The organism is Stenotrophomonas sp. 05N423 (assembly GCF_056397145.1).
The window spans coordinates 148137-172816 of sequence record NZ_JBFTMV010000003.1; the positions used below are offsets into that span (position 1 = coordinate 148137).

The window sequence follows — 24680 nt, forward strand, 5'->3', positions numbered from 1 at the left end:
CGGCGGGACGCCCATGCCCGGCCGGGGCTTCTGGCAAAATAGACGGTCCGCCGTTCCGTGAAGCCTCCCCATGCGCCTTTCCCGCTTCCACCTGCACACCACCAAGGAAACCCCCGCCGACGCCGAGCTGGTCAGCCACAAGCTGATGCTGCGCGCGGGCATGATCCGCAAGCTGGCCTCGGGCCTGTACACCTGGTCGCCGCTGGGCCTGCGCGTGCTGCGCAAGGTGGAAGGCATCGTCCGCGAGGAAATGAACCGCGCCGGCGCGGTGGAACTGCAGTTGCCGACCATCCAGCCGAAGGAGCTGTGGGAAGAGACCGGGCGCTGGGAGAAGTTCGGCGGCCAGCTGCTGAAGATCAAGGACCGCAAGGAGCAGGAATACTGCTACAGCCCCACGGCCGAGGAAGCGATCACCGACTTCGCGCGCCAGGAGCTGTCCAGCTACAAGCAGCTGCCGGTCAATTTCTACCAGGTGCAGACCAAGTTCCGCGACGAGATCCGCCCGCGCTTCGGCGTGATGCGCGCGCGCGAATTCCTGATGAAGGACGCCTATTCCTTCCATCTGGACGATGCCAGCCTGGTGGCCGAGTACGAGAACATGAAGGCCGCCTACACCCGCATCTTCACCCGCCTGGGGCTGGAGTTCCGCGCGGTGCAGGCTGACTCGGGCGCCATCGGCGGTGACGCCTCGCAGGAATTCCACGTGATCGCCGATTCGGGCGAGGACGCGCTGGTGTTCTCCACCGGCTCTGATTACGCCGCCAACGTCGAGGCCGCCATCGCCGCCGACCCGGCGCCGCGCGGTGCTGCGACCGAGGCGCTGCGCAAGGTCGAAACCCCGACGCAGAAGACCTGCGAGGAAGTCGCCGCGCTGCTGGGCATCGCGCTGGCGCGCACGGTCAAGTCGGTGGCGGTGATGACCGGCGACGGCGAATTCGTGCTGGCTCTGGTGCGCGGTGACCACGAGGTCAACGAGATCAAGCTGGCCAAGGTGGCCGGCCTGGCCGACCACCGCATGGCCAGCGAAGCGGAAATCGCCGAATACCTCGGCAGCGAACCGGGTTTCCTCGGCCCGCTGGATCCGCGCAAGGCCATCCGCATCGTCGCCGACCGCGAGGTGGCGGCAATGGCCGACTTCGTCGTCGGCGCCAATGAAAAGAGTTTCCACATCGCCGGTGTGAACTGGGGCCGCGACCTGGCCGAACCGGAAGTGGCCGACATCCGCAACGTGGTGGCCGGCGACCGCGCCCACGACGGCGGCGAGCTGAAGATCGCGCGCGGCATCGAGGTCGGCCATGTGTTCCAGCTCGGCCGCAAGTATGCCGAGGCGCTCAAGGCCACGGTGCTGGACGAGAACGGCAAGGCCGCGGTGATGGCGATGGGCTGCTATGGCATCGGCGTATCACGCATCGTCGCCGCCGCCATCGAACAGAACCACGACGAGGCCGGCATCGTCTGGCCGGTAGCGATGGCACCGTGGCAGGCGGTGGTGTGCATGATCAACCCGAAGCAGGATGCGGCCGTCACCGCCGCCGCCGAGGCGCTGCTGGCCGACCTGCAGGCCGCCGGCATCGACGCGGCGCTGGACGACCGCGGCCTGCGCCCGGGCGCGATGTTCGCCGACATGGAACTGATCGGCATCCCGCACCGCATCGTGGTGTCCGAACGCGGCCTGGCCGCGGGCACCTATGAATACCGGGCCCGTTCGGCCAGCGAGGCCGAGAACCTGGACAAGGCCGGGCTGCTGCAGAAAATCGCCGGGTGACATGAAAAAAGCAGCAGGACAGCCGTTTTTCACGGCAAAGCCGCCCGGAGGGTGACGCCGGGCCGGTTTTTGCTCCTGCAAAACCGGCATTCCCGCCATCCATGGCGGCCAGATGTGTGTCATGGAAAAGGCCGGGGCAAAACCCCGGCCTTTTCTCATGGAAATAATATCCAGCGCACATTATTGTTTGCCGTTTCCGTAAAGCAGCCGGTATGCTTCGTCGTGCTGCCACGGATCGGCGATACCCACCCCATTATCCGGAGTAGCTATTGATGAGTATTGACCTGAGCGGTCTGTCGGCCAAAGAGCTGGCCTCCCTGATCCGCGACGCACAGAAGCGCAAGACCGTTGTCGCCAAGCGCCAGCCCATCACCAAGGTCCGCGCCCAGCTGGTCAAGGCCGCGCAAAAGGCCGGTTACAGCATCGAAGAACTGTTCGGCGCCGGCGCCCCCAAGGCCAGCCGTGCCCCGCGCGCCGCCAAGGCTCCGGCAAAGAGCGCGAACAAGGGCGTGAAGGTCGCGCCGAAGTATCGTGATCCGGCCAATGCCGCCAACACCTGGACCGGCCGCGGCAAGCAGCCGCGCTGGCTGGCCGAGTACACCTCGGGCGGCCGCAAGGTCGAGGATTTCCTGATCCAGAAGTGACCTGGACAGGAACAGGCTGCAACGAAAACGCCGGCGGTTGCCGGCGTTTTCTTTTTCGGAAAAGAGGAAAGAGAAGGAACCATGAAGAACGGAAGCAGCCTGCGGTAAATGCCCCTGCCTTCACCAGTTCCTGGTTCTTGCCTACCAGTTCCTGCCTCAAAGATTCTTCCGTGCCGGTACCAGCAGGTTGCCGAACAGCAGGCCCGCCACCAGCGCCATCACCACGTTGAGTACGGTCAGCAGCGCCGATTCGCCGGCGTTCACGCTCTGCTGCTGGATCAGGCTCAATACGCCGCGCAGGCTGATGCTGCCGGGCACCAGCATGATGATGCCCGGCAGGCGGATGATCGCGCCCGGCCGCTGCGCCAGCCGGCCGAACAGATTGCCGGCGGCGGTCAGCATCATCGCCGCCAGGAATATCCCCGCCGGTCCGCCCCACTGCTGCCCGCCATAGCGGGAGATGGCATAACCGGCCAACGAAGCGGCCATCACCCACGGGTAATCCCGGCGCGAGGCCCGGAACAGCATCGCGAAGGCGAACGCGGCCAGCATCACCGAGCCCCACTCCACCCATTCCGGCTGCGGGCGCGAGGCGCGCACCAGCGGCTCCAGGCCGATCAGGCCGGTGATCGTCACCGCGATCATCGCGCCCACCGTCAGTTTCATGATCGTGGTCAGCGCGCCGGCGAAACGCGCCGTGCCCGATACCCAGTGCTGGCTGGCCAGTTCGTTGACCGCGTTGGTCAATGCCATGCCGGGCAGCAATACCACCAGCGAGGCGATGATCACCGAGTTCTGGTTCAACGGGCCGATGAAGGTCGCCACCAATACCGCGACGAATCCGGCCAGCAGCGCGGCCAGCGCATCGCTGGCTTCGCGGGTGGCGACGCGGCGGTCGGTATAGAACAGCATCAGCCCGATCAGCAGGCCGGTGAAACCGGCGGTGACGACATCCAGCCACGGCAGCCGCCACATGCCGGCCACGCCCGCCGACCCCAGGCAGAAGGACAGCAGCATCTGCGCGTTGTCGCGCCAGGTGGGGGCCTTGTCGAGCTGGCGCAGCGCGGTATGGCCCTGGGCGATGCTCATCTGCCCGCCGGCCACCGCGTCGGCGATCTGGTCGGCCAGGGTCAGTTTGTGCAGGTCGTTGCTGCCGGGGTCCAGGCGGATCACGCGGGTGATGTCGCTGGAACCGATCGCCTGGGTCGGATCGCTGAAACTGAGGATGATGCCGGTCGGGTTGGACCAGGGCTCGCAATCCAGGTCCAGCCGCTGCGACAGCGCGACCACCGCCGCCTCCAGCCGCTGCGCGGTGGTGCCGTAGCTGTGCAGGCGGCCCGCGATCTCCGTGACGAAGGCCACGCGCTGCGCATAGGTGGCGCGGCCGGGGGCGATGGAAACGGGGGCGATGGATTCGGCGGACATGCGCATTAGTATCACCCGGAAGTGCGTCGGCCTGATCGACTCATGGGCGCATGACGGGCGACAGGTTATGCTCGGCGCCGGACGCCCCCCATGAAGAACGCCGAACCGCCCCACTGCGCGATGGACCCGGACGTCGACGGCCAACTCAGGCTGTCGGGCAGCTGGACGTTGTCCACCGCACTGCAATCGGCCGAAGTGCTGCGCGGCGTGCATGCCCCGGTGCGCGAACTGGATGCGCGCGGCATCGACCAGCTCGATTCGGCCGGCGTGCTGCAGCTGCTGCGTTACTCGCGCAGCGCCGGGCTGGCCGACGACGCGCTGCTGTTCCGCGACGAGCACCGCGCCCTGGTCTGCACCATCGACGAGGTCGCCGACGAACGCCCGCGGCCGCAGCGCGACTACGGCGTGGCCGCGGCACTGGAGCGGCTCGGCCGCTCGGTGCACGCCATCGGCGACAACATCGTGGTGCTGCTGGGCTTCTTCGGCGAGAACCTGGCCAAGCTGGCGCGGCTGGTGCGGCAACCGCGGCGCCTGCGCCTGACCGCCACCGTGCACCAGATGGAAGAGGTCGGGCTGGACGCGGTGCCGCTGATCGCACTGCTGTCGTATCTGGTTGGCGCGGTGATCGCTTTCCTCGGCTCGACCATCCTGCGCGACTTCGGCGCGGAAATTTACGTTGTCGAGCTGGTCAACATCGCCTTCCTGCGCGAGTTCGGCGTGCTGCTGACCGCCATCGTGCTGGCCGGGCGCACCGCCAGCGCCTTCACCGCGCAGATCGGCGCGATGAAGGCGCGCGAGGAGATCGATGCGATCCAGACCCTGGGCCTGGACCCGATCGACCTGCTGGTGCTGCCGCGGGTGCTGGCGCTGGTGGTGATGCTGCCGCTGCTGACCTTCATCGCCATGGTCGCCGGCCTGGCCGGCGGCGTCACCGTGGGTGCGTTCGACCTGGGCATCCCACCGCAGATGTACATCGCGCGCATGCACGACACCATGCAGGTGCGGCACCTGCTGGTAGGCATGTCCAAGGCGCCGGTATTCGCGCTGATCATCGCCCTGATCGGCTGCCTGGAAGGGCTGAAGGTGGAAGGCACCGCGCAGTCGGTGGGCGAGCGCACCACCTCCAGCGTGGTGCAGACGATCTCGCTGGTCATCATCCTCGACGCGGTGGCCGCGTTGTGGTTCATGCACATGGACTGGTAAGGGAACGGCACGATGGCGATTCCCTCCCGAAGCGACAATGGCGGCAACGAACTGGCCATCCGCGTGCGCGGCCTGGTCAACCGCTTCGGCAGCCAGACCGTGCACGAAGACCTGGACCTGGACGTGCGCCGCGGCGAGATCCTCGGCGTGGTCGGCGGCTCGGGTACCGGCAAGTCGGTGCTGATGCGCTCCATCCTCGGCCTGCGCACGCCCGACGCCGGGCAGATCGAGGTGCTGGGCGTGGACGCGCGCTCGGACGACGCGGCCGCGCGCCTGCATATCGAACGCAATACCGGCGTGCTGTTCCAGGACGGCGCGCTGTTCTCTTCGCTCACCGTCGGCGAGAACGTGCAGGTGCCGCTGAAGGAGCATCACCCGGAACTGCCCGAGCGCTGGCATTACGAGCTGGCGCTGCTGAAGGTGAAGCTGGCCGGCCTGCCGGCCGACGCCATCAACAAGCTGCCCTCGCAACTGTCCGGCGGCATGCGCAAGCGCGCCGGCCTGGCGCGCGCACTGGCACTGGACCCGCCGCTGCTGTTCCTGGACGAACCCACCGCCGGCCTGGACCCGATCGGCGCGGCCGCTTTCGACCGTCTGATCAAGACCCTGCAGGAAGCGCTGGGCCTGACTGTGTTCCTGATCACCCACGACCTGGACACGCTCTACGCCATCTGCGACCGGGTCGCGGTGCTGGCCGACCGCAAGGTGGTCGCCACCGCGCCACTGCCGGAAATCGAACGCCTCGACCACCCGTGGATCCGCGAATACTTCCACGGCCCCCGCGCCCGCGCCGCGCGCGGCGCCGGGGAACGGGAAACGGAGATGCGGCAATGAACCGTTTCCGCCGCTTCGCCTCCACCGTTCCCGCCGCCGGCACACCCGGCGTTGACGCCCACCGTCGCTCCCTGTTCCCCGTTCCCCCTTCCCGGCCGTGACCCCATGGAAACCAAAGCCCATTACGTCCTGATCGGTGCCTTCACCCTCATCGTGTCGCTGGCCCTGCTCGCCTTCGGCCTGTGGGCGGCGAAGTACTCGTCCGACCGCACCTGGCAGGAATACCGGGTGGTATTCGACGAGGCGGTGACCGGCCTGTCGGTCGGCAGCCCGGTGCAGTACAACGGCATCTCGGTCGGCTCGATCACCGATCTGTCGCTGGCCCCGGACGACCCGCGCAAAGTCATCGCGAAGCTGCGCCTGAACTCGACCACGCCGGTCAAGACCGATACCCGCGCCAAGCTGGCCATCACCAGCATCACCGGCCCGGCCATCATCCAGCTCAGCGGCGGCAGCCCGCAGGCGGCGGCGCTGACCACGGTCAACCACGAAGCGGTGCCCACCATCCAGACCTCGCCCTCGGCGCTGCAGAACATCACCGACGTGGCCAACCGCGTGGTCGAGCGCATGGACGAACTGCTCAGCGACCAGAACGTGGAGCGCCTCTCCAACACCCTGGCGCACCTGGAAACCATCAGCGGCGACCTGGCCGACCGCGACCAGGGCACCCAGGCATTGCTGGTGGAAGCACGCGACGCCGCGCGCAACCTCAACACCACCCTCGCCACCGCGAACGGCACCATCCAGCACCTGGACGAAAATGTCGTGCGCCAGCTGCCGGCCACGCTGGACAAGCTCGACGCCAGCCTTTCCAAGCTCGACTCGGCGGCCGGCAACGCCAACGCGATCCTTGGCGAGAACCGCGCCGCCATCAACAGTTTCGCCAACGACGGCCTGGCCCAGCTCGGCCCGACCCTGACCGAACTACGCGGGCTGATCCGCGACCTGCGCCGGGTCAGCGACCGCCTCGAGAACAACCCGGCACGCTACCTGCTCGGCCGCGATGCCCCGAAGGAGTTCGAACCAAAATGAAGCGCCTTCCGCCAATGCGACTGCTCGCTCCCTTCTGCCTGCTGGCCCTGGCCGGCTGCTCGGTACTGGCCAGCGGCGACCGCCATCCAGTCACCATCTACGCGCCGCAGGCGCGCATCAGCGCCGACCCGTCCTGGCCGCAGGTGGGCTGGCAGCTGGCCATCGCCAAACCCGCCGCCACGCGCCTGGTGGACAGCCCGCGCATCAACGTGCGCCCGACCCCCGGCGAACTGGAGGTCTACCGCGGCGCCACCTGGTCGCAGCCGGCCACCGACATGCTCGAGGATGCCCTGCTGCGCGGCTTCGAGGACTCCGGCAGGATCGATGCAGTGGCACGCATCGCCACCGGCATCCGCTCCGACTACAAGCTCGCCATCGACCTGCGCCGCTTCGAATCGGACTACGCCGGCAACGAACGCCCGGCGGCGACCATCGAACTCAATGCCAAGCTGATCCACAGCCTGGACCAGCGCGTGGTTGCCTCGCGCACCTTCCTCATCGCCGAACCCGCTGCCGGCACCGACGTCGGCAGCGTGACCGTCGCCTTCGAAACCGCGCTGGGCAAGGCCGCCACCGACCTGATCGGCTGGACGCTGGTTGCCGGCCAGGCGGACTGGAAGTCCCACCCCGTCCGGTAGATGCGGGGCTTTGCCCCGCATGCTTTCCTGCATCGCGCTGTGTCGGGCCTGGATCCGGGCAGGTCACGCACGCCTTCTTTCGTGTCCCGATAACGGGGCAGCGCCGCATCAGGGCCGCTCAATCGAATCATCCGCCGCGCCGATCATCCGCGCATGCCACGCCGCGTACGGCCTGTTCTTCGCCACACGGCGGTTGTAGTCCGGTGCGCCATCGTCCCACCACGCCGGCCCGCGCTCGCCAAGCGCGCGCTTGGCCGTGTCGACCGCGTAGCAGGCACGCGCCAGCGCCTGGCGGCCCCCCTGCCGGCGTGTCTGCCCTACCTCGCGGCGCGCGGCCATCAGCTGCCGCATCGCCGCCTGCCGCTGTTCTTCCGGCAGATGCGGATTGGTCGCGCGCCACAGGCGGCCGCGCACGACCAGATCGCGGCCGTCAGGTGTAAGCAGCGGCGGATCGGCCATGTGCGCTGGTTGCGATCGGGAACGCCGCCACCATCGCCATGACCGCGTGCATGCCGTGTCGATGCCGCGCGCCTGCAGTCAGTGCAGCGTCACCACGATCGGTTCGCCACGGGTGACGATCAGTGTGTGCTCGTACTGCGCCGAGCGGTTGCCGCGCGCACCCAGCAAGGTCCAGCCATCGTCGGCCTCCTCGACCTGTCGGCTGCGCGTGGACAGGAACGGCTCGATGGTGATGACCATGCCTTCGTGCAGCCGCCGCGTGTCGTGCGGGTCGTAGTAGCCGGGAATGTGGTCCGGATCCTCGTGCAGCGCGCGGCCGACGCCGTGGCTGCCCAGGTTCTCGATCACGCGGAAGCCGGCCTGGCGTGCGGTGCGTTCGATCGCCGCGCCGATCAGATTCAGCGGCTGCCCGGCGCGCGCCACCTTCAGCGCGTTGGCCAAGGCGCTGCGTGCGGCATGGCACAGGCGCAGGTCGCGCGCCGCTGCCTTGGGCAGCACACGGGTACCGCCGGTATCGGCGAAGTAGCCATCCAGTTCGGCGGACACGTCCACGTTCACCACGTCGCCGGCAGCCAGCACGCGTGCACCGGGCACGCCGTGGGCGGCTTCCTCGTTGACGCTGATGCAGGTCGCACCCGGGAAGCCAAGGGTCAGGCGCGGTGCCGGCTGCGCGCCATGCGCGGCCAGCATCCGCTCGCCGATCTGGTCGAGTTCGCCGGTACTCATGCCCGGGCAGGCGGCGGCGAGCATTTCCTCGCGTATGCGCGCGACCAGCCGGCCGATGCGTTGCAGTCCGTCGATGTCCGACTGCGATCCAATGGTCATGGCGTTCTCCGGGTGATTGGCCGGGAAAGCCTAGCAGCGCTGCGGACGGTTCAATCAAATCATTGATATCAAAAAGAAAATATCGCGGCCGCCCGCGCTCCTGCGAACAATCCGATGCCGAACACCGCATGCGTGGCCAGGCTCTGCAGCCGCGCTGGCCATGGCCGCGGCGTGTGCGCGGCGGCGATGCCGGCGCCGAACGCCGGCTGCATCACCAGGAACGGCAGCAGCACGCTGGCCACACCGAACCCCAGCGCCGCGCCCGGCGTCGGCTGCCGCAGCCAGTGGCTGCCCGCCATCACCACCAGCATCCCCGCAAAGGCGATGCCGATGGCGTAGTGGGCGCACCAGCCCAACAGGCGCTCATGCCGGACCGGCGCCGCATCGCGGATGGCGGCGTGGCACCAGCGCCCTTCGCGCCAGTGGCCGATCCAGCGGCCGAGCAACGCATAGTCCAGCGTGGGACGCCCGAGCCGGCGCAGCAGCGCCGTCCACAGATCGGTCACCGCGGTGGCGGCGATACCCACGACCACGATCCGCATGATGATTCCGCCACTGTCCATTGCCCTTCCTGCCCGCCCGGAAACCTGTTTCCATCAGTCTCGGCGTTGAAGCCGACTTGAGGTCAAGCGTGCAGGAGATCGACATCGGACAGGTGGTACGGCAGAGCGGCGTCGCCGCCTCCACCCTGCGCTACTACGAAACCCGCGGCCTGATCCGCCCGATCGGCCGCAACGGACTGCGCCGCGTCTACGCGGCCTCGGTGATGCAGCGCCTGTCGCTGATCGCGCTGGGGCGCGCGGCGGGATTCTCGCTCGAGGAAATCGGCGCAATGCTCGGCGACGGCGCCCCTCCCGACATCGACCGCCCGCAACTGCTGCACAAGGCCGACCAGCTGGAACGACGCATCGCACGCCTGCAGGCCCTGCGCGATGGGCTGCGCCATGCTGCCCGCTGCCGCCACGCCGATCACCTGCAATGCCCCACCTTCCAGCGCCTGATGCGTGCCGCGCTGCGCCGGCAGCACCGGCAGGGCGATGACGGCCCCCCGGCTTCACTATGACTTCACCACGCCCCCATCAAGGCTCCGCGAGGGTAGCCGACGCTCCAGGCTCATCCTTCGCCCGTGGAGTACCGCCGTGAAAAACTTCGTGTTCCGTCCGGCCATTGGAACCGGCCTGCTGCTTCTCGTACCGCTGGTCATGTCCACGCTGGACCGCCACGCGCCCGCTGGCGAAGGCTGGCATTGGGGGCCGCTGGACTTCGTCGTGATGGGCACCCTGCTGTTCGGCGCGGGGCTGGGATACGAATACTTCGCTCCCCGGCTCGGCAGCAGGCGGCATCGGCTGATGCTGGGCATCGCCACGCTGTGCGCGGTGCTCGCGATCTGGGTTGAGCTGGCCGTCGGCGGCATCAGCCAGCTGGCCGGCCACATGCTTGGCGCAGGGTCAGTCTGATTTCCCGGATCGACACCGCGCACGGTCCGCAGCCCGGGCGCGGCGTGCCATCACGGTGTGGCCAAGCGCTCCTCGATGGCCGAGAACGCCGAGTGTTCGCCCTTGCGCGCTTCCGGCAGGCCGGTGGCGAAGTACGCCACACCGGTGCCGCTGGCCGGATCGACCCACACCCCCGACAACAGACCATAGGCCGAGCCGGAGTGGCCGAAGCGCGCCACGCCGTCGCCGAACGGATCGTCGCGGCAGCCCTTCACCGGCGTAGCCAATGTCTGCATCGCCAGTCCGTAACGACAGAAGAAGCCGTCGCCGCCCTGCCCGCTGTCGTCTTCTTCCGAGGTCATGCCGTCGCCCGGCGCCCAGGTCCACTGCGGACGCGCCAGCTCGCGCACGGACTCCGCGCGCAGCAGGCGCATGCCATCCACCTCGCCCCCGCCCAGCAGCAGGCGACCGATCTTCGCCAGGCCATTGGCGGAGATGCGCAGGCCGCCCTGCGGTGCGAACAGCGCGCCGTTGTCGCCGGCGCGCCAGCGGCCGAGATCGCAGCTGCCGTCGGCGGCGGCCACCACCGGGCAATCGGGGCGGCGGCCATGGTTGTCGTCGCGCACAGGCTGGTGCGCTTCGTCGTACAGCACCACCGCGTGCGCCACGGTGGCGTCGTCGCAGCTGTCCCAGTTGTAGCAGGCAGCGATGCCCAGCGGCTTCAGCACCAGCCGCTGCATCAGGCGATCGAAGCGCTCGCCGCTGGCCTTCTCCATCACCGAGGCGACGAGCGGGAAATCGATGTTGGCGTAGCGGAAGAACGTGCCCGGCGCATGCGCCTTGTCCCACGCGCGCGGGTCATCCAGCACCTCGCGCAACTGCCCGCCCAGCGGCACGGCGTAATAGCCGGCGGCATCGGTGAGGCCGGCGCGGTGCGACAGCAGCAGACGCAGGGTGATCGGCGTGTCGGGGAACTGCGGGTGGCGCAGCGGCCAACCGAGCCAGCGCGACACATCCGCGTCCAGGTCCAGTTGCCCGGCCTCGACCATGCGCATCACGCCCAGCGCGGTGACCAGCTTGGAGATCGATGCGATCCGCACCGGATCATCGGCACCCAGCGCGCGCCCGGCGGCGATGTCGGCCATGCCGTGCGCCTCGGTGGTGGTGATGCCGTCGCGGTCGAACCCCACCCGCACCGTCGCCACCGGTTCGGCCGCCTGCAGGCTTCCCACGACCAGCCACATTCCCAGCAGATATCCGACGCGCATTCCCATTCCCCGCGATTGGCGAAGGACCGACCATAGGCAAGAACGGCGGTGGCGTCGAGTGCGCTGGCACCCGCATCACGTGGGCCGCAAGGTCTGCACCGAAGTGGATTCGCAGGACAGCAGGCACAGGCCCGGTCTCACGATGGCCGGGCCGGCCATGTCGAGCACCTTCGGCTCGCCGTCGATCACCCGCCGGGCATTGTCGCCTCGACCCCGTCATCGCCCGCCCCGCGAACCGGGCGGGCAAGGCGGTACCTGGCAGCGCCGACGCCAGGCTGCCGGCCATCGCACAGGCCGGCCGTTCAGGGCGGCGTGCCGGCACGTGATGTGGGCGGGGCACACACGTGACCGGAGGAGCAACGGCGCACCGCGCGCCGTGTCCTAATGCCCGGCGGTCGCACCGCCCAGGTGTCGCGCCAGGAACCCGAGCAGCCTCGCGTAGTACTCGCGCCGATGCGGTTCGGTATAGAAGCCGTGGCCCTCGTTGGGGTAGTACAGCGTCTCGACCGGCACGCCGGCGCGCTTGAGGGCCTTTTCCATACGCTGGCTGTGCTCGATGGGCGCGCGCTCGTCCTTGCCGCCAGCGGCGAGGAACACCGGCACCTTGATCCGGTCGGCAAGATTGCTGGGCGAACGTACCGCAAGCGTTTCCCGGTCGCCCAGCCAGTCCGACGCCCAGGTTCGTCCGGAACGGCTGCGCTGCGAGGCGTCGCGGTGCATCATCTCCAGGTCGTAGACACCCACATAGCCGGCCGCGCAACGGTACAGATCAGGGTCGCGCGCGGCCCCCATCAACGCCGCATAACCGCCGTAGCTGGCACCATAGATGCAGATGCGCGCACTGTCGGCGATGCCCTGGTCGATGGCCCAGCGCGTGGCATCGGCCAGGTCGTCCTGCATGCGCCCGCCCCATTCGCGGCTGCCTGCTTCGATGTATGACCACCCGTAGTTGCCCGAACCACGGTAGTTCACCCGCAGCACGGCATAGCCCGCGGCGGCCAGTAGCTGCGCGTCGTCGTCGAACCGCCATGCGTCGAACACTTCGAACGGACCACCATGCGGCAACAGCACCATCGGCCGCGGCCCGTCGGCGGGCTGCATGGGTTCGGTCAGATAGCCGTGCAGCACCATGCCGTCGCGCGCGCGGAAGCTGACGTAACGCGAAGGCGGCACCCTTTCGGGCGCGAACCACTCCCTGCGGCTGAAGATGCGGTCGGCCTTGCGCTCCTGCGTGTCGAACAGGAAATAGTCACCGTTGTTGCGGTCGCCCCACACGAACAGCAGCACGAAGCGGCCATCGCGCGTGGCCGAGGTCATCCGCACCGCGTCGTTGACGAATACCTTCTCCAGGCTGCGGTAGAAACGCGCGGTACGCGCGGTCTCGTCGAAGAAGCGGTTGCTGATCTTCTCCTTCATGTACGAGGCGCCGATCGGCGTGCGGCCGTCCACGTCGTAGAGGATCTGGTACGGATCGACCACGGCATCACGCAACAGTTCCACTTCCTGGCCGGTAGCGGGGTCCCACGAGACGATGACGTCGGGTCCCTGCGCCTGTTCCACCTGCAGGTAGGCCAGCCTGCCGTCGGCGCTGAACCCCAGCGGGAAACGGCGCACACCGCTGACACCCTGATCGTTGACCAGACGCCACTCCTGCCCGCGTGCTTCGCGGTAGAACAGCTTGGAGATGTTGTCGGTACCCGCCCCCACCGCGAAGCGCACCTCGCCGGCCTGGTCGGCCACGAAGCGCGCGCGCCGCACCGGCACGTCCGCCACACGGATGCGGTTGCGGGTGTAGATGTCCAGCTTTTCGATACGGACGAAGGGGTCACTGGTGACAGGTACCGCCGAAACCAGCACGTTGCGGTCGTCGTCCTCGAGCGGGTCCAGCATGTAGACCGACTGTTCCAGTTGCGTCCTGATCTCGGAGACCAGGCCCGGGCGCTCGGAGATGCCGTAAGGACTGGCCAGCAGCATGCTGTACTTGCCGTCCACGTTCACCGCATACAACTCGCCGATGGATACCGGTTCGTCGCGCGACCCCTGCTTGCGCGCCAGCGACACCACCACCCGTTCGTTGTTGGCCCACCAGAAATCGTCCACCACCGAATCGGCGCCGCCCATGATCTTGGCAGTGAAGGCATTGTCCTCGCGTCGCAGGATCAACAGCGCGGTGCGGTCCTCCAGCGGCTTGGTCACCGCGTAATACCTTCCATCAGGCGAGATCTTCACCCATTCGTACATGTCCTGCTGCACATAGGGCGCCAGGTCCACGACCCCGCCCGCCTGCGCCTGCGCCATCGCCATCGCCGCCACCCACAGTACCGCCGCAATCAAGACGCGCATGCCTTCGTCCCTTTTCCCTGGCCGATCCGGTTCCTGGTGGGGGGAGCATGCCGGGAGCACCGGACGGAGTCGATATCCCCGCACGTCCCGTTCCCGTCCGGCGGGCCATACGCCGGCCCTCAGCCCTCCAACCCAAGGAATGTCCGCATCCGCTCCAACTCCTCTTCGAGAGCCGTATGGAACGCGACGTCCTTCGGCGGCCGGCCGGTGACATAGTGCAGCCGCGCATCCAGTACCCCCGCCATGACCGACAGGTTGCCCCATCCGATCACGTGCTCGCGCCACAGCAGCGGCAATGCGTAGTAACCGAGCCTGCGTTTCGGCGCCGGCGTGTAGGCCTCGAAGCGGTAGGTCCAGCCCCACATCAGTTCGAAGCGGCGGCGGTCCCATACCACCGGGTCGAACGGCGTCAGCAGGCGCACCTGCTCCTCGGCCTGCCAACGACGGCTCTCCGCACGCTCGCCGTCGGGCCACAGCCAGTCCACGCCGTCCACGCGGGCGCACTGCAGGCGTTGCCGTGCGCGCAGCAGTGCCGGCCTGCAGGCATCGCGCCACTGCGGGACACCGTTGCCGAGGTAGCCGACCAGTTGCCGGAGGCTGGCCGCAGGCAGTGGCGCGTACTTGCCCACGATCAGATCGATCAACGCATCCAGGCGCGCTTCGATTTCATGCGCCGGCACCGGCGCAATGTCCCCGCGCACGGCATATACGCGGGTACCGCCTTCGCGGCCCGCCACCCGCAGCAGGCCGCGGTAGTGCATGCCATCGAGCAGCTGGGTGCTGGCATTGGACGAGCCACCGAACCAGTTGGTGGTCTTGCCATGGGCGAAATGCGCATCGACCTCGCGTGGATGCACCACGCCGCGGCCGGCAACGAAATCGCGCACTGCATGCGCCTGCTTCCAGCGCGCCGGTGTCCATGCCGTTCGCGCCTGCCGCGGATGCATCAGCGCCTGGTGCGCGCGCGGCAGGAAGCCGTAGTTGACGAAGAAATCCTCTTCCAGCGGCAGGCGCGGGTAGCGTCGCTCCAGTTCGCCGGCACGGTAGTCCTTGACCCGATGGCGCAGGGTCAGGTCCTGCGCCCGCGCCGGCGCGCGGATGGGATCGGCCTGGACGAAGCCAAGCTTCCCGATTGCCCGCATCAGCGTGGTCGGCTTGAACAGCGAACGGGCGACGGCGTAACGACGGAGTTGATCGATGGTGAGCGGCATGGACGCATGATGCCAGTTGCCCGCACCATGAAGCGCGTACCGCCGGCGTACGGCACCGGCCATCGGGACTGCCGGCAGCGCCACCGGCGCAGCGCCCGTGCGGCCGCTCAGCGGGCCCGGTTGCGCGCCTCAACTTCCACGATCGTATCGACCAGCTCACGCTCTTCCGCCGTCAGCGGGCGATCTTCCGTCAGCAGGGGGACCACCTCGCCCTTCGTGTTCTGCCCATGATCGTAATGGGCCGCCAGCGCCTCGAGCAGGATGGATAGTTCGGGCGACATTTCCGGAGCATCGCCGCCGTTGCGCCGGCTTTCCTCCAGCGCTGCCAGGACCGCGGTCAGCGTCCTCTGCGTGGCGCCCATGTTGCCGGTGCCCTGGCCACCATTGGCATGTTCGTTCATGGAACGCTGGTAGTAGCCGGCCAGCAGCTTCTCCAGACTCTCCATATCCGCCTGGCTGCCCCCGGCAATGCCCTCGCGCAGCACCGGATCGTCGCGCTCCAGCACCATGTCGACGATGGCCTGCTCGTCCGCCGACAGAGGACGCGATGGCGCCTGCCGCGGCTGGCTCAGCCCCTGCGCTTCATCGATCGTGCTCTTCAGTGCCTTCCAGCCGAACCAGCCGAGCCCCAGCACCGCGGCAACGCCCAGCACGAGCAGCAGCAGCAACACCCCGAACAGGATCAGCAGCGGCTTCCACCATGAACTCCGTGCCGGGGGAGGCGTGACGTGTGCGTTCATGCGTATACCCCAACCCGTGCTGCCACGGAAAACCCATGCGATGCCATGTATTCCATATCCCCTGATTAGTAGTAGGAGCATACCAGCCACGATCTGACGGACGGCGGCGATTGGCTGCTGTACGCGCAGGTGGTTCTTGTAACATCGACACGGAAAAGGACGCCATACGCAGACAGGGAGTTCCGCCATGCGTGCGAACCACTCCAAGAGCGCATTGCTCTGCCGGCAGGTACGCAGAGCGTTGCAGTCGGGGCGCTACCTGCCCGGGCAGCGCATCGACCCGGGCGCGCTGGCCGATGAGTTCAGCACCAGCCCCACGCCCGTACGGTTGGCCCTCAACCGCCTGGTCGGCGAAGGGCTGATCGACGACCACGCCCGCAACGGGCTGCACGTTCCGCTGTTCACCGAGGTCGGCCTGCGTGACCTCTATGACTGGATGGAGCGGCTATTGCTGATGGCCTGCGAAATCGGCGCGTCCCCCAGCGATGCCCCGATCCGGGAGTCCGGCCACGCCTTTGGCGGCAATCATGGCGATGTGGTGAAGGGAACCTGGCAGTTGTTCGATGCGATCGCCGGCGCGTCCGGGTTCCGCCCACTGCACCAGGCGGTGAATCAGGCCAACAACAGGCTCGCACCGGTGCGGCGGGCCAAACGCGAGCTGATCGACTACGCCGACGATGAGCTGGCGGAGCTGAGCAGATACTGGCTGGAGCGCGACATCCCCGCGCTGGAAGCCGGCCTGCGTGATTACCACGCGCGCCGCAAGCTGCTGGTGCCACGGGTCGTGGCTCTGCTCGTCGACCGCCGCGATCAGCAGCCGTAGCCGGCCCGGTTTTATCCATCAAAGACGGAAGATCGATTGCCCGGACGTATCGATCCGAAGGCGGCAGCGCGCATCTCATCGTCATTCCATGACGGCCTGCTCGTCTCTGGATAATCATCGTTTGGCAACGCAATAATCATTTGAAAATCAAATTTTCCGCCTCCTACGCTGCGTGCGTCATGGAAACCGCCATGACGCAACCGCAGGAGAGGCAGATATGAACGCGAATGAAAACGACCGTAGCAATACGGAAGAAGACGTGATCGTGCTCGGCGTCGCCAGCGTGGAGACACTGGGAGGCGTCTTCGATACCGGCGAGCCCTACGGGCTCAACATTGGAATGGGCATTTCGGAAGAGTAAGCAACAGAGGCGCGTCGAAAGACGCGCCTCTGTTCTCATCGAGAGAATACTCATGCACTACCGGCTGCGCGATGGCCTTTCCTGCTGCCAGGTGGATGGCAGCCTGGTTTTTCTGGACCTGGATGCAGACCGGTATTTCCGTCTGTCCGGACCACTGGAGACCACTGTCATTTCCTGCCTTCGTGGTGAGGAGCAATTCGAGACGGATGTGTTTGGCCTGTTACAACGCAACATCCTGATACCGATGCCCGAAGATGTACGGTGGGAACCGGCACCAGCAATAGTCGTGCCGATCCGGAGCGCTCTTGAACATGCAAGTACTCCGGCGTCCGTCCATGCCTTCGCGATGCTGGACGTGGCCGCCACGGTATGCCTGACGCGAATTCAGCTGAAGATCCGGCCCCTTCGCCGCATCATCTCCGCACTCTCTGCCTATCGTCATCGCAAAACCACAGGCATCCCGCTCTCGCAGGCCCCATCCAGGGAGGCGCATCTGTTGGCATGTTCCGCTGCATTCAGGCAAGCCCGCAGCTACGTGCCGATCGAAACCTCCTGCTTGCTGGATGCCGTCGCGATGGTGAGATTCCTGGCACGCAGGCAGGTACCCGCAGAACTCGTATTTGGCATCACGCACAACCCGTTCGCCGCGCACTGTTGGGTGCAGGCCGGGGACTGGGTTCTCAACGACACCCTGGGCAACGTCATGGCCCATACACCGATCAGGAAAGTCTGATGGGCTACCACTACATCGCCCTGATCGGCACCGGGCGCGCGCAAGCCATACCGCAGGTGTCCGACGCGCAGGCTGCGCTCCTTGGCGCCAGAGGCATGCGTGCCATGCCGATGGCAGGCCCGGTCATCCTCTACGTTGCAGCGGAAACGCCGGCGGAGGTGGTTCCCGGCGGCGTGGTGATTGGGCACATCTTCACCCACGATGGCAAGCCCGCCAAGCTGGGCGACCTGCCGACGCAAACCAGTGCCCGGCATCTCGCCGAGCATCTGCTGACGCACTACTGGGGGGAGTACCTGCTGATCCAGACAACCTGTGGCCCGGTGCCCGAGCTGGAGATCATGCGCGAACCTTCCGGCGGTGTGCCCTGCATCTATTCATTCGAGCAAGATGCCGGTTTCGTCACCTCGGACAGCTCGCTGGCGGTGGAACTCGAGCTGCATGATCGGCAGATCGACTGGGGCTTCATCGCCCAGGCACTGGCCTATCCCCACGTCAACACCAGGCGCACCGGACTGGCTGGCGTCAGTGAATTGCTTCCGGGGTGTTCGCTGGTGCTCCGCGGGCTGACCACATCGGTCCGCGAAGACTGGCTGCCTTGGACATTCGTATCCCGCGACCACAGACAGGTCGATCCTGACGAGGCCGCCGCCGAGGTGCGCGAAGCAGTCATCACCGTTAGCGAAGCATGGGCACGGACAGACAAGGCGGTTCTGGTGGAGCTTTCAGGCGGACTGGACTCCTCGATCGTCGCCGTCAGTCTGCAGGGCATCGAGTCGCAGGTGGCCTGCAACACCCTTGTCACTCCGGTGCCAGGTGCCGACGAGCGGCGCTATGCCCGCCAGGTAGCCGATGCGCTCAGCGTCGCGCTGCACGTCGAACACCTCGATTTCGAGAATGCCCGCTTCGACTTTCCACTACCGGTGCAGACGCCCAAGCCGCGTATGTCGGTCCTGCAGTACGTTGCCCATGAAGCCATGACCTCGGCAGCCTACAGCCATGGCGCCGCCAGTTTCTTCTCCGGAGGCGGAGGCGACACGGTCTTCTGCTACGCAGCGGGCGCAGCTCCGGCGGCAGACGCTTTCAGGGAACGCGGCCTGGCCGGTGGCCTGGCTGCGGTCGGCGACCTGTCCACTCTGCACGGCTGCACTTTCTGGAAGGCCGGACGGTTGGCCCTTGGAAAACTGCGGCGCGGCGCGCGCATACCGTTCAGGGCCAATACCTCGCTGCTGGCCCCTTCTCTCGTCATCCCCGAACTCGACCGTCATCCCTGGTTCGACGCGCCGGATGGGCTCCTGCCCGGTGACCAGGAGCGCATCGCCGAACTGGCGGGAACACAGGTATTCCGGGATAGCGCTCCGCGTGGCTCCACCCACTGGCTGCGCTTCCCCCTGCTTTCACAACCCGTGGTGGAAGCGTGTCTGAAGGCACCCAGCTGGATGTGGATAGCTGGCGGCAGGAACCGCGCACTGGCCCGGCAGGCGTTTGCCGATCGTCTGCCTTACGAGGTTCTCGAGCGCCGCAGCAAGGGAACCTTCATGAGCTATCTCGGCGCAATCTACCAGCGCCGGAAGCCGCTCATGCGCGAGTTTCTGATCGACGGCCGCCTGCACGCGCGGGGACTGCTGGATAAGGAAGCACTGGAACACTTCTTCCATGCCACGCTGCCGCCGCGCGATACCTCGTTCATGCGGATTCTCGATCTCTGCATGATCGAGAACTGGGTCCGCCGCCAGCCCTAGGGCGCCGTTTCTCGCCGCTCCACCCCCGTTCGCATCTGCCGCCAATATGCGTACTGGCCCGTTTTGGTCGGATGCGCATCCTCATGGCCCTGAAGCCAGAACCGGAACCAGTCCACGTTCCGTTCATAGGCGGCAAGCTTGTGCCTGGGCTGGAACTTCTGGTGCGGTTCGTTGGGAAACACATAGAGGTCGGCGCGCTGCCCCCGTACCAAGGGCAACGAGAACCCAAGGAAGGACAGATATTCCTGTTCTGGTATCTGGAACAGGAACGGAGCCCCTATCTGCTCGAGGTGATAGGTGGGAGAGATGACCCGCCAGCGGTCGGGGGTTTCTTCCGGCGAGCCCAGCCCCCAGGATCTGCGCAGTTCGGCGAAGAAGGCGTCGTCCCGCAAGGCATTGAACAGGAAGTAGTTGGGTTCGATCTCCGGCGAGGTAATCGACGCGGCGGCAAGGAGATTGCTGTGGCTGGCGGTCCACAGGGTCACCTCGCTGCCAAAGCTCAGTCCGCCCATACCGACTTTTTTCGGATCGATCCGCCCGTCCGCAGTCAGCAACTCGATGGCGCTGCGAACACCTGACAGCCCCCGCCCGAAACGCTCGACCGCATCGACGAGATAGCCGGGTGGATCGTTGATGCAGAGCGCGGAGATTCCCTGTTCGGCCAGCGACGCCAGCGGCCACTCGTCGCCTACGCCACCGCGCAGGAAACCGGAACAGTGGTAGTACGTCACGAACAGGGGCGGCGGCGCATCGCCCGCCGGGCGGGCCTGGAAGAATTGCCCGGTGAACACCTGCCCATCCGCATCACTCCAGCGCAGCAGTTGCGCGGGAATGGCCTGCATGTGCCCTGCCAGAGCGGAATTGGGAGCGAACAGCAGCTGCCGCCGGCCGTTGTCCAGATCGATGCGCTCCAGTTGCGGCGGCTGATTCGCGTCGGCGGTGACGCAGACCAATGTAGCAGCCGACACGCCACAACCACTGAAGCGGTCGCGCCCCCCGTTGACCAGGCCGGCTACCTGCGTCACCGGCAGTACCGCACCGCTGCCCACGTTCCAGCGGAAGATCGATTGCGCATATCCGGCATCGGGGTCGGTTACGGTGAACAGCACCTCGTCGCTCCGCGGCCGCCACTGGATACCCGTAATGGCACGTGCGGCGCACATTTCCGACAAGCATACGACCGGGCGGCTGCTCGACTTGCCCGGCAGCATGCTCAGTTGCACGCCGGGTGCATCGCGCAGACCCTGACTGTTCCCTACGCGGGTCAGCATGGCAATGCGCCCGGTGCCCGGATCCGACGCCAGTTTCCATGGCCGGGGCAGCCCGGCAGAAAGATCGGACGCCACCGGCGGGCGCGAGGGCTGGTACGAGACTGGCAGGTCCCGCCGCTGCAGACTTGCAAGATCGATGGCCCTCCAGCGCTGCGGCGCATCGGCCAGCAACGCGGCACGGCCGAACCACATGCCCACGTAGCGCTGCGTCGCCCATCTCCCTTCGATATTGATGGAACGGAACAGCCCCTGGCCAATGGGCACCTGCTTGTCGATGCGTATCCCGTTGTCGTACTCGGCCTGTTCGGCGGCGGTCACCTCCTCGCGCGTGGCGCCCACGCGGTAGAACAGTTCCCGGCCGTCATCGCTCAACGAGAATTCGCGTACATCGGCGGCATCCGACGCCAGCGGTTCGGCGCCGGATCCATCCGCGGCAGCGCGCCATACGTCGATTCGCCCATCCATCAATGCGATGTAATGGATCCAGCGTCCGTCCGGCGACCAGACAGGGACGGCAGGCGAACTGATGCCCGCCGCGTCGCGTAATGGCACACCGCCATCGGCTACACGATGAGGCTCGGCCCCATCGGCCAATTCCTGCACATACCAGGTCGTGTCATAGGTATTGCGCTCGATGGACGCACGCTCGATGCGGAATGCGACGCGGCTCCCGTCCGGCGAGACCACGGGGGCTCCAAAATCCGCCACCTCCAGCAACTGCCGTGGCGAGACCGTCTGCGCCTGCGCGGGCGCCCAGAACCCTGCCACCATCATTACGGCCAACGTCAGCACACACCCAAGGAAAGTCTCCTTCGTACAAATCCATGGGCTCGGCACTACGCAGCGCTTCTTTGTTTCAAGCGTTCTCATGGCGCCCTCAGAAATGCTTGGATACGGCAAGGCTCACGAAACGACCGATTGCCGAGTAGTTGGTCGCGTCATAAGGCAGGGCGTATTCCGCATAGTCGTTGGGCGTGTACAGCGGAGGGGTGCGATCGAACAGATTCTGTGCCGACAGCGTCACCGCGATGCCCGACCATGCGCCACCGCGCCCGATGGCGTAGCGGAGCGTGGTATCGAAGGTGGTGGACGATGCCGACTTCCGCCGATCCACGGTATTGACCACACCCGCGGTGTAGTTGGCGAACGCCGACGCGCTGAAGCCCCCCTGCTCCCATACCGTACCGAAGCGACCGCTGAACCTGGCCGGATTGAACAGCGTTCCCGACAGATCGAAGGGAGGCTGAGCGGCCGAGCTCTGTTGCGTGCTGTCCAGCCAGGTCGCCATGCCGCGTACTGCCAGGTGCCCGCTGCCGAGCTCAAAGCGATATCCGCCTGACAGGTCCATGCCCCTTATCCGCTGCCGGGCGACATTGACGTAATTGCCGTAGATGATGGCAACGACTCTGCCAGGGTCATAGGGAAGACCTGTGGAATTGACGAACCTGACGTTCGAAAGGACCCGCTGCAGTTCCTCTGCCGAAGGCTGGTACGAGATGAAATCGGCGAAGGCGGGATTGCGCATCACCTGCGCGTAGTTGACGATCGGCTGCACCACGCGGTTGGTGTAGTCGATGTTGAAACCGGTCAGCTCCATTTCCAGACCAGGCAATGCTTCCGGGTGGTATGCCACGGAGGCTGTCCAAGTCCGCGCGCGCTCCGGGTCCAGGCTGGGATTGCCACCTCCGACACGCAGTGCCGTGTCCTGGCTGGCGTAGCCGGTACCGCCGAAATTGCGGGGAAAGCTGAGTTGCGCCACCCGCCCCTGGTTGATCTGCAACAAGGTCGGCGCCTTGAAGGACTTGCCCCAGGAAGCCTTTACCGTGAAGTCGGCGTTGGGGCCGTAGACCAGCCCGAACTTCGGCGTGGCAACGTTGCCGAAGCTGCTGTAGTCCTCGCCGCGCACCGCTGCGGTCACGGCCAGACGCCATATTCCGGCGAGATCCTGCCCGGGACCGACAAGCGGCACATCGATTTCCGTGTAGGCGAACCGGGCACGCTCCCTGCCCTGCATGACCCTGACACCTGTTGCCAGGTTGTACTGATTGAAGGCGTTGGTCCTGTATCCGACGCCCGCCGCGATGCGTACCTCCCCCGCTTTCAGCGCCAGGAGTGGCCCTTCGACGCCCAGTTCATAGGTCCGGCTTTCGTTGCAGTAGCAGTCGTTGACGACGGCGGTGATCACACCCGTCGTCGGGTTTTCCCGCATCTGCCGCTCATCGTGCTGGTCCTTTGCCCAGGCGCCGCCGAGCGAAAGCGTCCAATCGCCAGGCAGCAGAAGATCGATGCCTGGCGACACCAGCGTGGTCGTGGTCTGCGGCGTCATGCGGTTGATGCCGAGGAAATCGTAGTAATGGCGCTGGTCACGCCGGCTCCTGAGCGCGTCCAGGCGAAGCTCCATCCACTCGCCCAGCGTCTGGTGTGCGCTCAGCACGCCACTGCGCTGCCTGCTGCCTGGATAGATCGTCGTCGGCGGCCCCAGGTGCGCCGTGTAACCGCGCTGCGCCGCGTAGATCGGATCGACGGAAGCATCCCGGTAGGCGGCGATCAGCCCACCGCTTCCCCAGTGGGAACCAGCCGTCGCCGTGTACTCGCGGGTGGCCAGCCCACCCTCGCCGGCCCGGCCGTAGCGGCCGCTCACCGCCACGCCGTCGTAGTCGCGCCTGAGGATTACGTTGCCCACGCCGCCGACCGCGTCGGACCCGTAAATGGCGGATGCCCCGTCGGCCATAATCTCGATCCGCTCCACCGCATCCACGGGGATCGCGCTGATATCCACGGCCTGGGCAAAGCCGCTGTAGGCCATCCTCCGGCCATTGAGCAATGTCAGCGTCGCATCGGGCCCCAGGCCACGCAGGTTCAGCGACGATCCGCCCGTCACGTTCTGGTTCGCGATGCCGGCGCCGGAAAAACCGCCGCTGCCGACGCCCGGATTCTGTCCGCCGCTGAAATTCTGCGGCACGCTGCGGATGACCTCGCCCAGGTCCGCGAAACCCTCCTGCCGGATCTGCTCGCTACCAATGGCGATCACCGGCGACGGCGTCGAGCCGCCGCGGATGCGGGTGCCGGTGACGGTCACCGTTTCGAGTTCGGTGGCAGTCGCTTCCGGTCGCGATGCCGGCTTCGAGGACGTGGAAGCGGTAGTGCTTCCCTGCCCTGCCCCGTCTTGCCGTTCCGCGTCCGGTGCGGGGTCCCGGGCCAGGGCGATGCCGGCATTGCCGGAAAGCGTGGCGAACAGGGCGATGGAAATGGCGTTGCGTAAAGCGCTGGTCTTCATGCTGCGTCCTCTGGTTTCCATGGTCGGTACTCGGTCTTGCGGTCCGTCATGGACGAGGCGCCGGGCACACGGGGGCCGAACGCGGGCGACAGCGCTCCATGGCAACGGAGCCCCTCGGCCGTGCTGGCGATTCCCTGTGGTGTTTCCGATGCCCTGTCCGGGCGCGGCCTGTGCGATACCCCGGCGCCGCCGCCCTGCCGTGCCGCTCTCGCGCTCCCCCTGACGGGCTGGAGCTCATGCACGCGATGCGTTCAACAATTAACCCGGTGCGCACACTACGTTTAACGTAGTATCGGTGTCAAGCGCCCTTCCGGAAGCTTCTGTCCACCGAAGCCCGGGACGTGCACGGCCTTGTCAGATAAAAAAGAGCTCCCCGTCTACAGCGTGCGTCTGCGCGAAGCGCGGGAGACCTATGGCATTTCGCAACGCAATCTCGGCATCCAGGCCGGGCTGGACGAATTCGTCGCCAGCACCCGCGTCAACCGCTATGAAACCGGCGTACACCAGCCCGACCTGCAGACCCTGCAGCGGATCGCCGATGTCTTCGACCTGCCGGTTGCCTACTTCTTCGCCGAGGACGACGGACTGGCGGAAGTGATCCTGGACTTCCACCGCAGCAAGCAGCGCAAGCGCTGATCACCGACACCACGGCG

General features: G+C 66.7%; 23 protein-coding genes. 13 read left to right on the forward strand and 10 right to left on the reverse strand.

The features are described from left to right. The first annotated feature begins 70 nt into the window (after positions 1-70). Positions 71-1765 carry a proline--tRNA ligase gene (locus AC1DGW_RS07015; protein ID WP_478020965.1) on the forward strand — a complete coding sequence of 565 codons (1695 nt, stop codon included), beginning with the start codon at positions 71-73 and terminating at the stop codon, positions 1763-1765. Between the two features lie 272 nt (positions 1766-2037). After that, the gene (locus tag AC1DGW_RS07020) at positions 2038-2409 is read left to right on the forward strand and encodes an H-NS histone family protein (RefSeq protein ID WP_478020967.1); all 372 of its coding nucleotides are present in this window, start codon (positions 2038-2040) and stop codon (positions 2407-2409) included. A gap of 156 nt (positions 2410-2565) precedes the next feature. On the opposite strand, the gene AC1DGW_RS07025 is transcribed toward AC1DGW_RS07020, so the two are convergent. Next, positions 2566-3834 carry a threonine/serine exporter family protein gene (locus AC1DGW_RS07025; RefSeq protein WP_478020969.1) on the reverse strand — a complete coding sequence of 423 codons (1269 nt, stop codon included), beginning with the start codon at positions 3832-3834 and terminating at the stop codon, positions 2566-2568. A 90-nt stretch (positions 3835-3924) separates the two neighbouring features. Here AC1DGW_RS07025 and AC1DGW_RS07030 point away from each other — a divergent pair, with 90 nt between their 5' ends. The 4 genes from AC1DGW_RS07030 (at position 3925) to AC1DGW_RS07045 (ending at position 7541) form a co-directional block, all read left to right on the forward strand. Then, complete coding sequence (locus AC1DGW_RS07030) at positions 3925-5037, forward strand: MlaE family ABC transporter permease (protein ID WP_478020971.1); 1113 nt, start codon at positions 3925-3927, stop codon at positions 5035-5037. A 12-nt stretch (positions 5038-5049) separates the two neighbouring features. After that, complete coding sequence (locus AC1DGW_RS07035; RefSeq protein ID WP_478020973.1) at positions 5050-5871, forward strand: ABC transporter ATP-binding protein; 822 nt, start codon at positions 5050-5052, stop codon at positions 5869-5871. A gap of 105 nt (positions 5872-5976) precedes the next feature. After that, entirely contained in the window at positions 5977-6903 is a 927-nt protein-coding gene (locus AC1DGW_RS07040; protein ID WP_478020975.1) for an MlaD family protein, read from the forward strand. Then, complete coding sequence (locus AC1DGW_RS07045; protein ID WP_478020978.1) at positions 6900-7541, forward strand: ABC-type transport auxiliary lipoprotein family protein; 642 nt, start codon at positions 6900-6902, stop codon at positions 7539-7541. Before AC1DGW_RS07040 ends, AC1DGW_RS07045 begins: the two co-directional genes overlap by 4 nt. Positions 7542-7649: 108 nt before the next feature. Here the strand turns inward: AC1DGW_RS07045 and AC1DGW_RS07050 are convergent, their stop codons facing one another. From AC1DGW_RS07050 to AC1DGW_RS07060, 3 genes are all read right to left on the reverse strand, one after another. Next, on the reverse strand, positions 7650-8000 hold the full coding sequence (locus AC1DGW_RS07050; RefSeq protein WP_478020980.1) for a hypothetical protein: 351 nt from the start codon (positions 7998-8000) through the stop codon (positions 7650-7652). A gap of 78 nt (positions 8001-8078) precedes the next feature. Beyond that, positions 8079-8825 carry a type I methionyl aminopeptidase gene (gene map, locus AC1DGW_RS07055; protein WP_478020982.1) on the reverse strand — a complete coding sequence of 249 codons (747 nt, stop codon included), beginning with the start codon at positions 8823-8825 and terminating at the stop codon, positions 8079-8081. 68 nt (positions 8826-8893) lie between these two features. Continuing rightward, on the reverse strand, positions 8894-9388 hold the full coding sequence (locus AC1DGW_RS07060; protein ID WP_478020984.1) for a DUF2938 domain-containing protein: 495 nt from the start codon (positions 9386-9388) through the stop codon (positions 8894-8896). Positions 9389-9456: 68 nt separating this feature from the next. On the opposite strand from AC1DGW_RS07060, the gene AC1DGW_RS07065 reads away from it, so the two are divergent. Continuing rightward, positions 9457-9888 (forward strand): helix-turn-helix domain-containing protein, encoded by a 432-nt coding sequence (locus tag AC1DGW_RS07065; RefSeq protein ID WP_478020986.1) that lies wholly within the window; start codon positions 9457-9459, stop codon positions 9886-9888. Between the two features lie 76 nt (positions 9889-9964). Continuing rightward, positions 9965-10282, forward strand: coding sequence for a hypothetical protein (locus AC1DGW_RS07070; RefSeq protein WP_478020988.1), 318 nt, complete (start codon positions 9965-9967; stop codon positions 10280-10282). Positions 10283-10332: 50 nt separating this feature from the next. Here the strand turns inward: AC1DGW_RS07070 and AC1DGW_RS07075 are convergent, their stop codons facing one another. The 4 genes from AC1DGW_RS07075 to AC1DGW_RS07090 form a co-directional block, all read right to left on the reverse strand. Then, positions 10333-11529, reverse strand: a complete 1197-nt coding sequence (locus AC1DGW_RS07075) for a serine hydrolase domain-containing protein (protein WP_478020992.1) — start codon at positions 11527-11529, stop codon at positions 10333-10335. A gap of 381 nt (positions 11530-11910) precedes the next feature. Continuing rightward, positions 11911-13872 carry an alpha/beta hydrolase family protein gene (locus AC1DGW_RS07080; RefSeq protein WP_478020996.1) on the reverse strand — a complete coding sequence of 654 codons (1962 nt, stop codon included), beginning with the start codon at positions 13870-13872 and terminating at the stop codon, positions 11911-11913. A gap of 119 nt (positions 13873-13991) precedes the next feature. Beyond that, complete coding sequence (locus AC1DGW_RS07085; protein WP_478020998.1) at positions 13992-15083, reverse strand: DNA glycosylase AlkZ-like family protein; 1092 nt, start codon at positions 15081-15083, stop codon at positions 13992-13994. Between the two features lie 107 nt (positions 15084-15190). After that, the gene (locus tag AC1DGW_RS07090; protein WP_478021000.1) at positions 15191-15823 is read right to left on the reverse strand and encodes a hypothetical protein; all 633 of its coding nucleotides are present in this window, start codon (positions 15821-15823) and stop codon (positions 15191-15193) included. Positions 15824-16010: 187 nt separating this feature from the next. Between AC1DGW_RS07090 and AC1DGW_RS07095 the strand changes: the two genes are divergently transcribed. The 4 genes from AC1DGW_RS07095 to AC1DGW_RS07110 all read left to right on the forward strand — a co-directional run bounded on the left by AC1DGW_RS07095 (position 16011) and on the right by AC1DGW_RS07110 (position 19479). Then, complete coding sequence (locus tag AC1DGW_RS07095; RefSeq protein ID WP_478021002.1) at positions 16011-16646, forward strand: GntR family transcriptional regulator; 636 nt, start codon at positions 16011-16013, stop codon at positions 16644-16646. 217 nt (positions 16647-16863) lie between these two features. Next, a complete protein-coding gene (locus AC1DGW_RS07100) occupies positions 16864-17007 on the forward strand; it encodes a benenodin family lasso peptide (RefSeq protein ID WP_478021004.1) in 144 nt (47 codons plus the stop codon). A gap of 52 nt (positions 17008-17059) precedes the next feature. Next, positions 17060-17740 (forward strand): lasso peptide biosynthesis B2 protein, encoded by a 681-nt coding sequence (locus AC1DGW_RS07105; protein ID WP_478021006.1) that lies wholly within the window; start codon positions 17060-17062, stop codon positions 17738-17740. Continuing rightward, positions 17740-19479, forward strand: coding sequence for an asparagine synthase-related protein (locus AC1DGW_RS07110; protein ID WP_478021008.1), 1740 nt, complete (start codon positions 17740-17742; stop codon positions 19477-19479). Before AC1DGW_RS07105 ends, AC1DGW_RS07110 begins: the two co-directional genes overlap by 1 nt. Here AC1DGW_RS07110 and AC1DGW_RS07115 read toward each other — a convergent pair. Together AC1DGW_RS07115 and AC1DGW_RS07120 are read right to left on the reverse strand one after the other, a co-directional pair. Beyond that, the gene (locus tag AC1DGW_RS07115; protein WP_478021010.1) at positions 19476-21620 is read right to left on the reverse strand and encodes an Atxe2 family lasso peptide isopeptidase; all 2145 of its coding nucleotides are present in this window, start codon (positions 21618-21620) and stop codon (positions 19476-19478) included. The genes AC1DGW_RS07110 and AC1DGW_RS07115 overlap by 4 nt on opposite strands. Before the next feature lie 7 nt (positions 21621-21627). Then, positions 21628-24027, reverse strand: a complete 2400-nt coding sequence (locus AC1DGW_RS07120) for a TonB-dependent receptor plug domain-containing protein (RefSeq protein ID WP_478021012.1) — start codon at positions 24025-24027, stop codon at positions 21628-21630. A 351-nt stretch (positions 24028-24378) separates the two neighbouring features. Here AC1DGW_RS07120 and AC1DGW_RS07125 point away from each other — a divergent pair, with 351 nt between their 5' ends. Beyond that, a complete protein-coding gene (locus tag AC1DGW_RS07125) occupies positions 24379-24663 on the forward strand; it encodes a helix-turn-helix domain-containing protein (RefSeq protein ID WP_478021014.1) in 285 nt (94 codons plus the stop codon). The last annotated feature ends 17 nt before the right edge of the window (positions 24664-24680 follow it).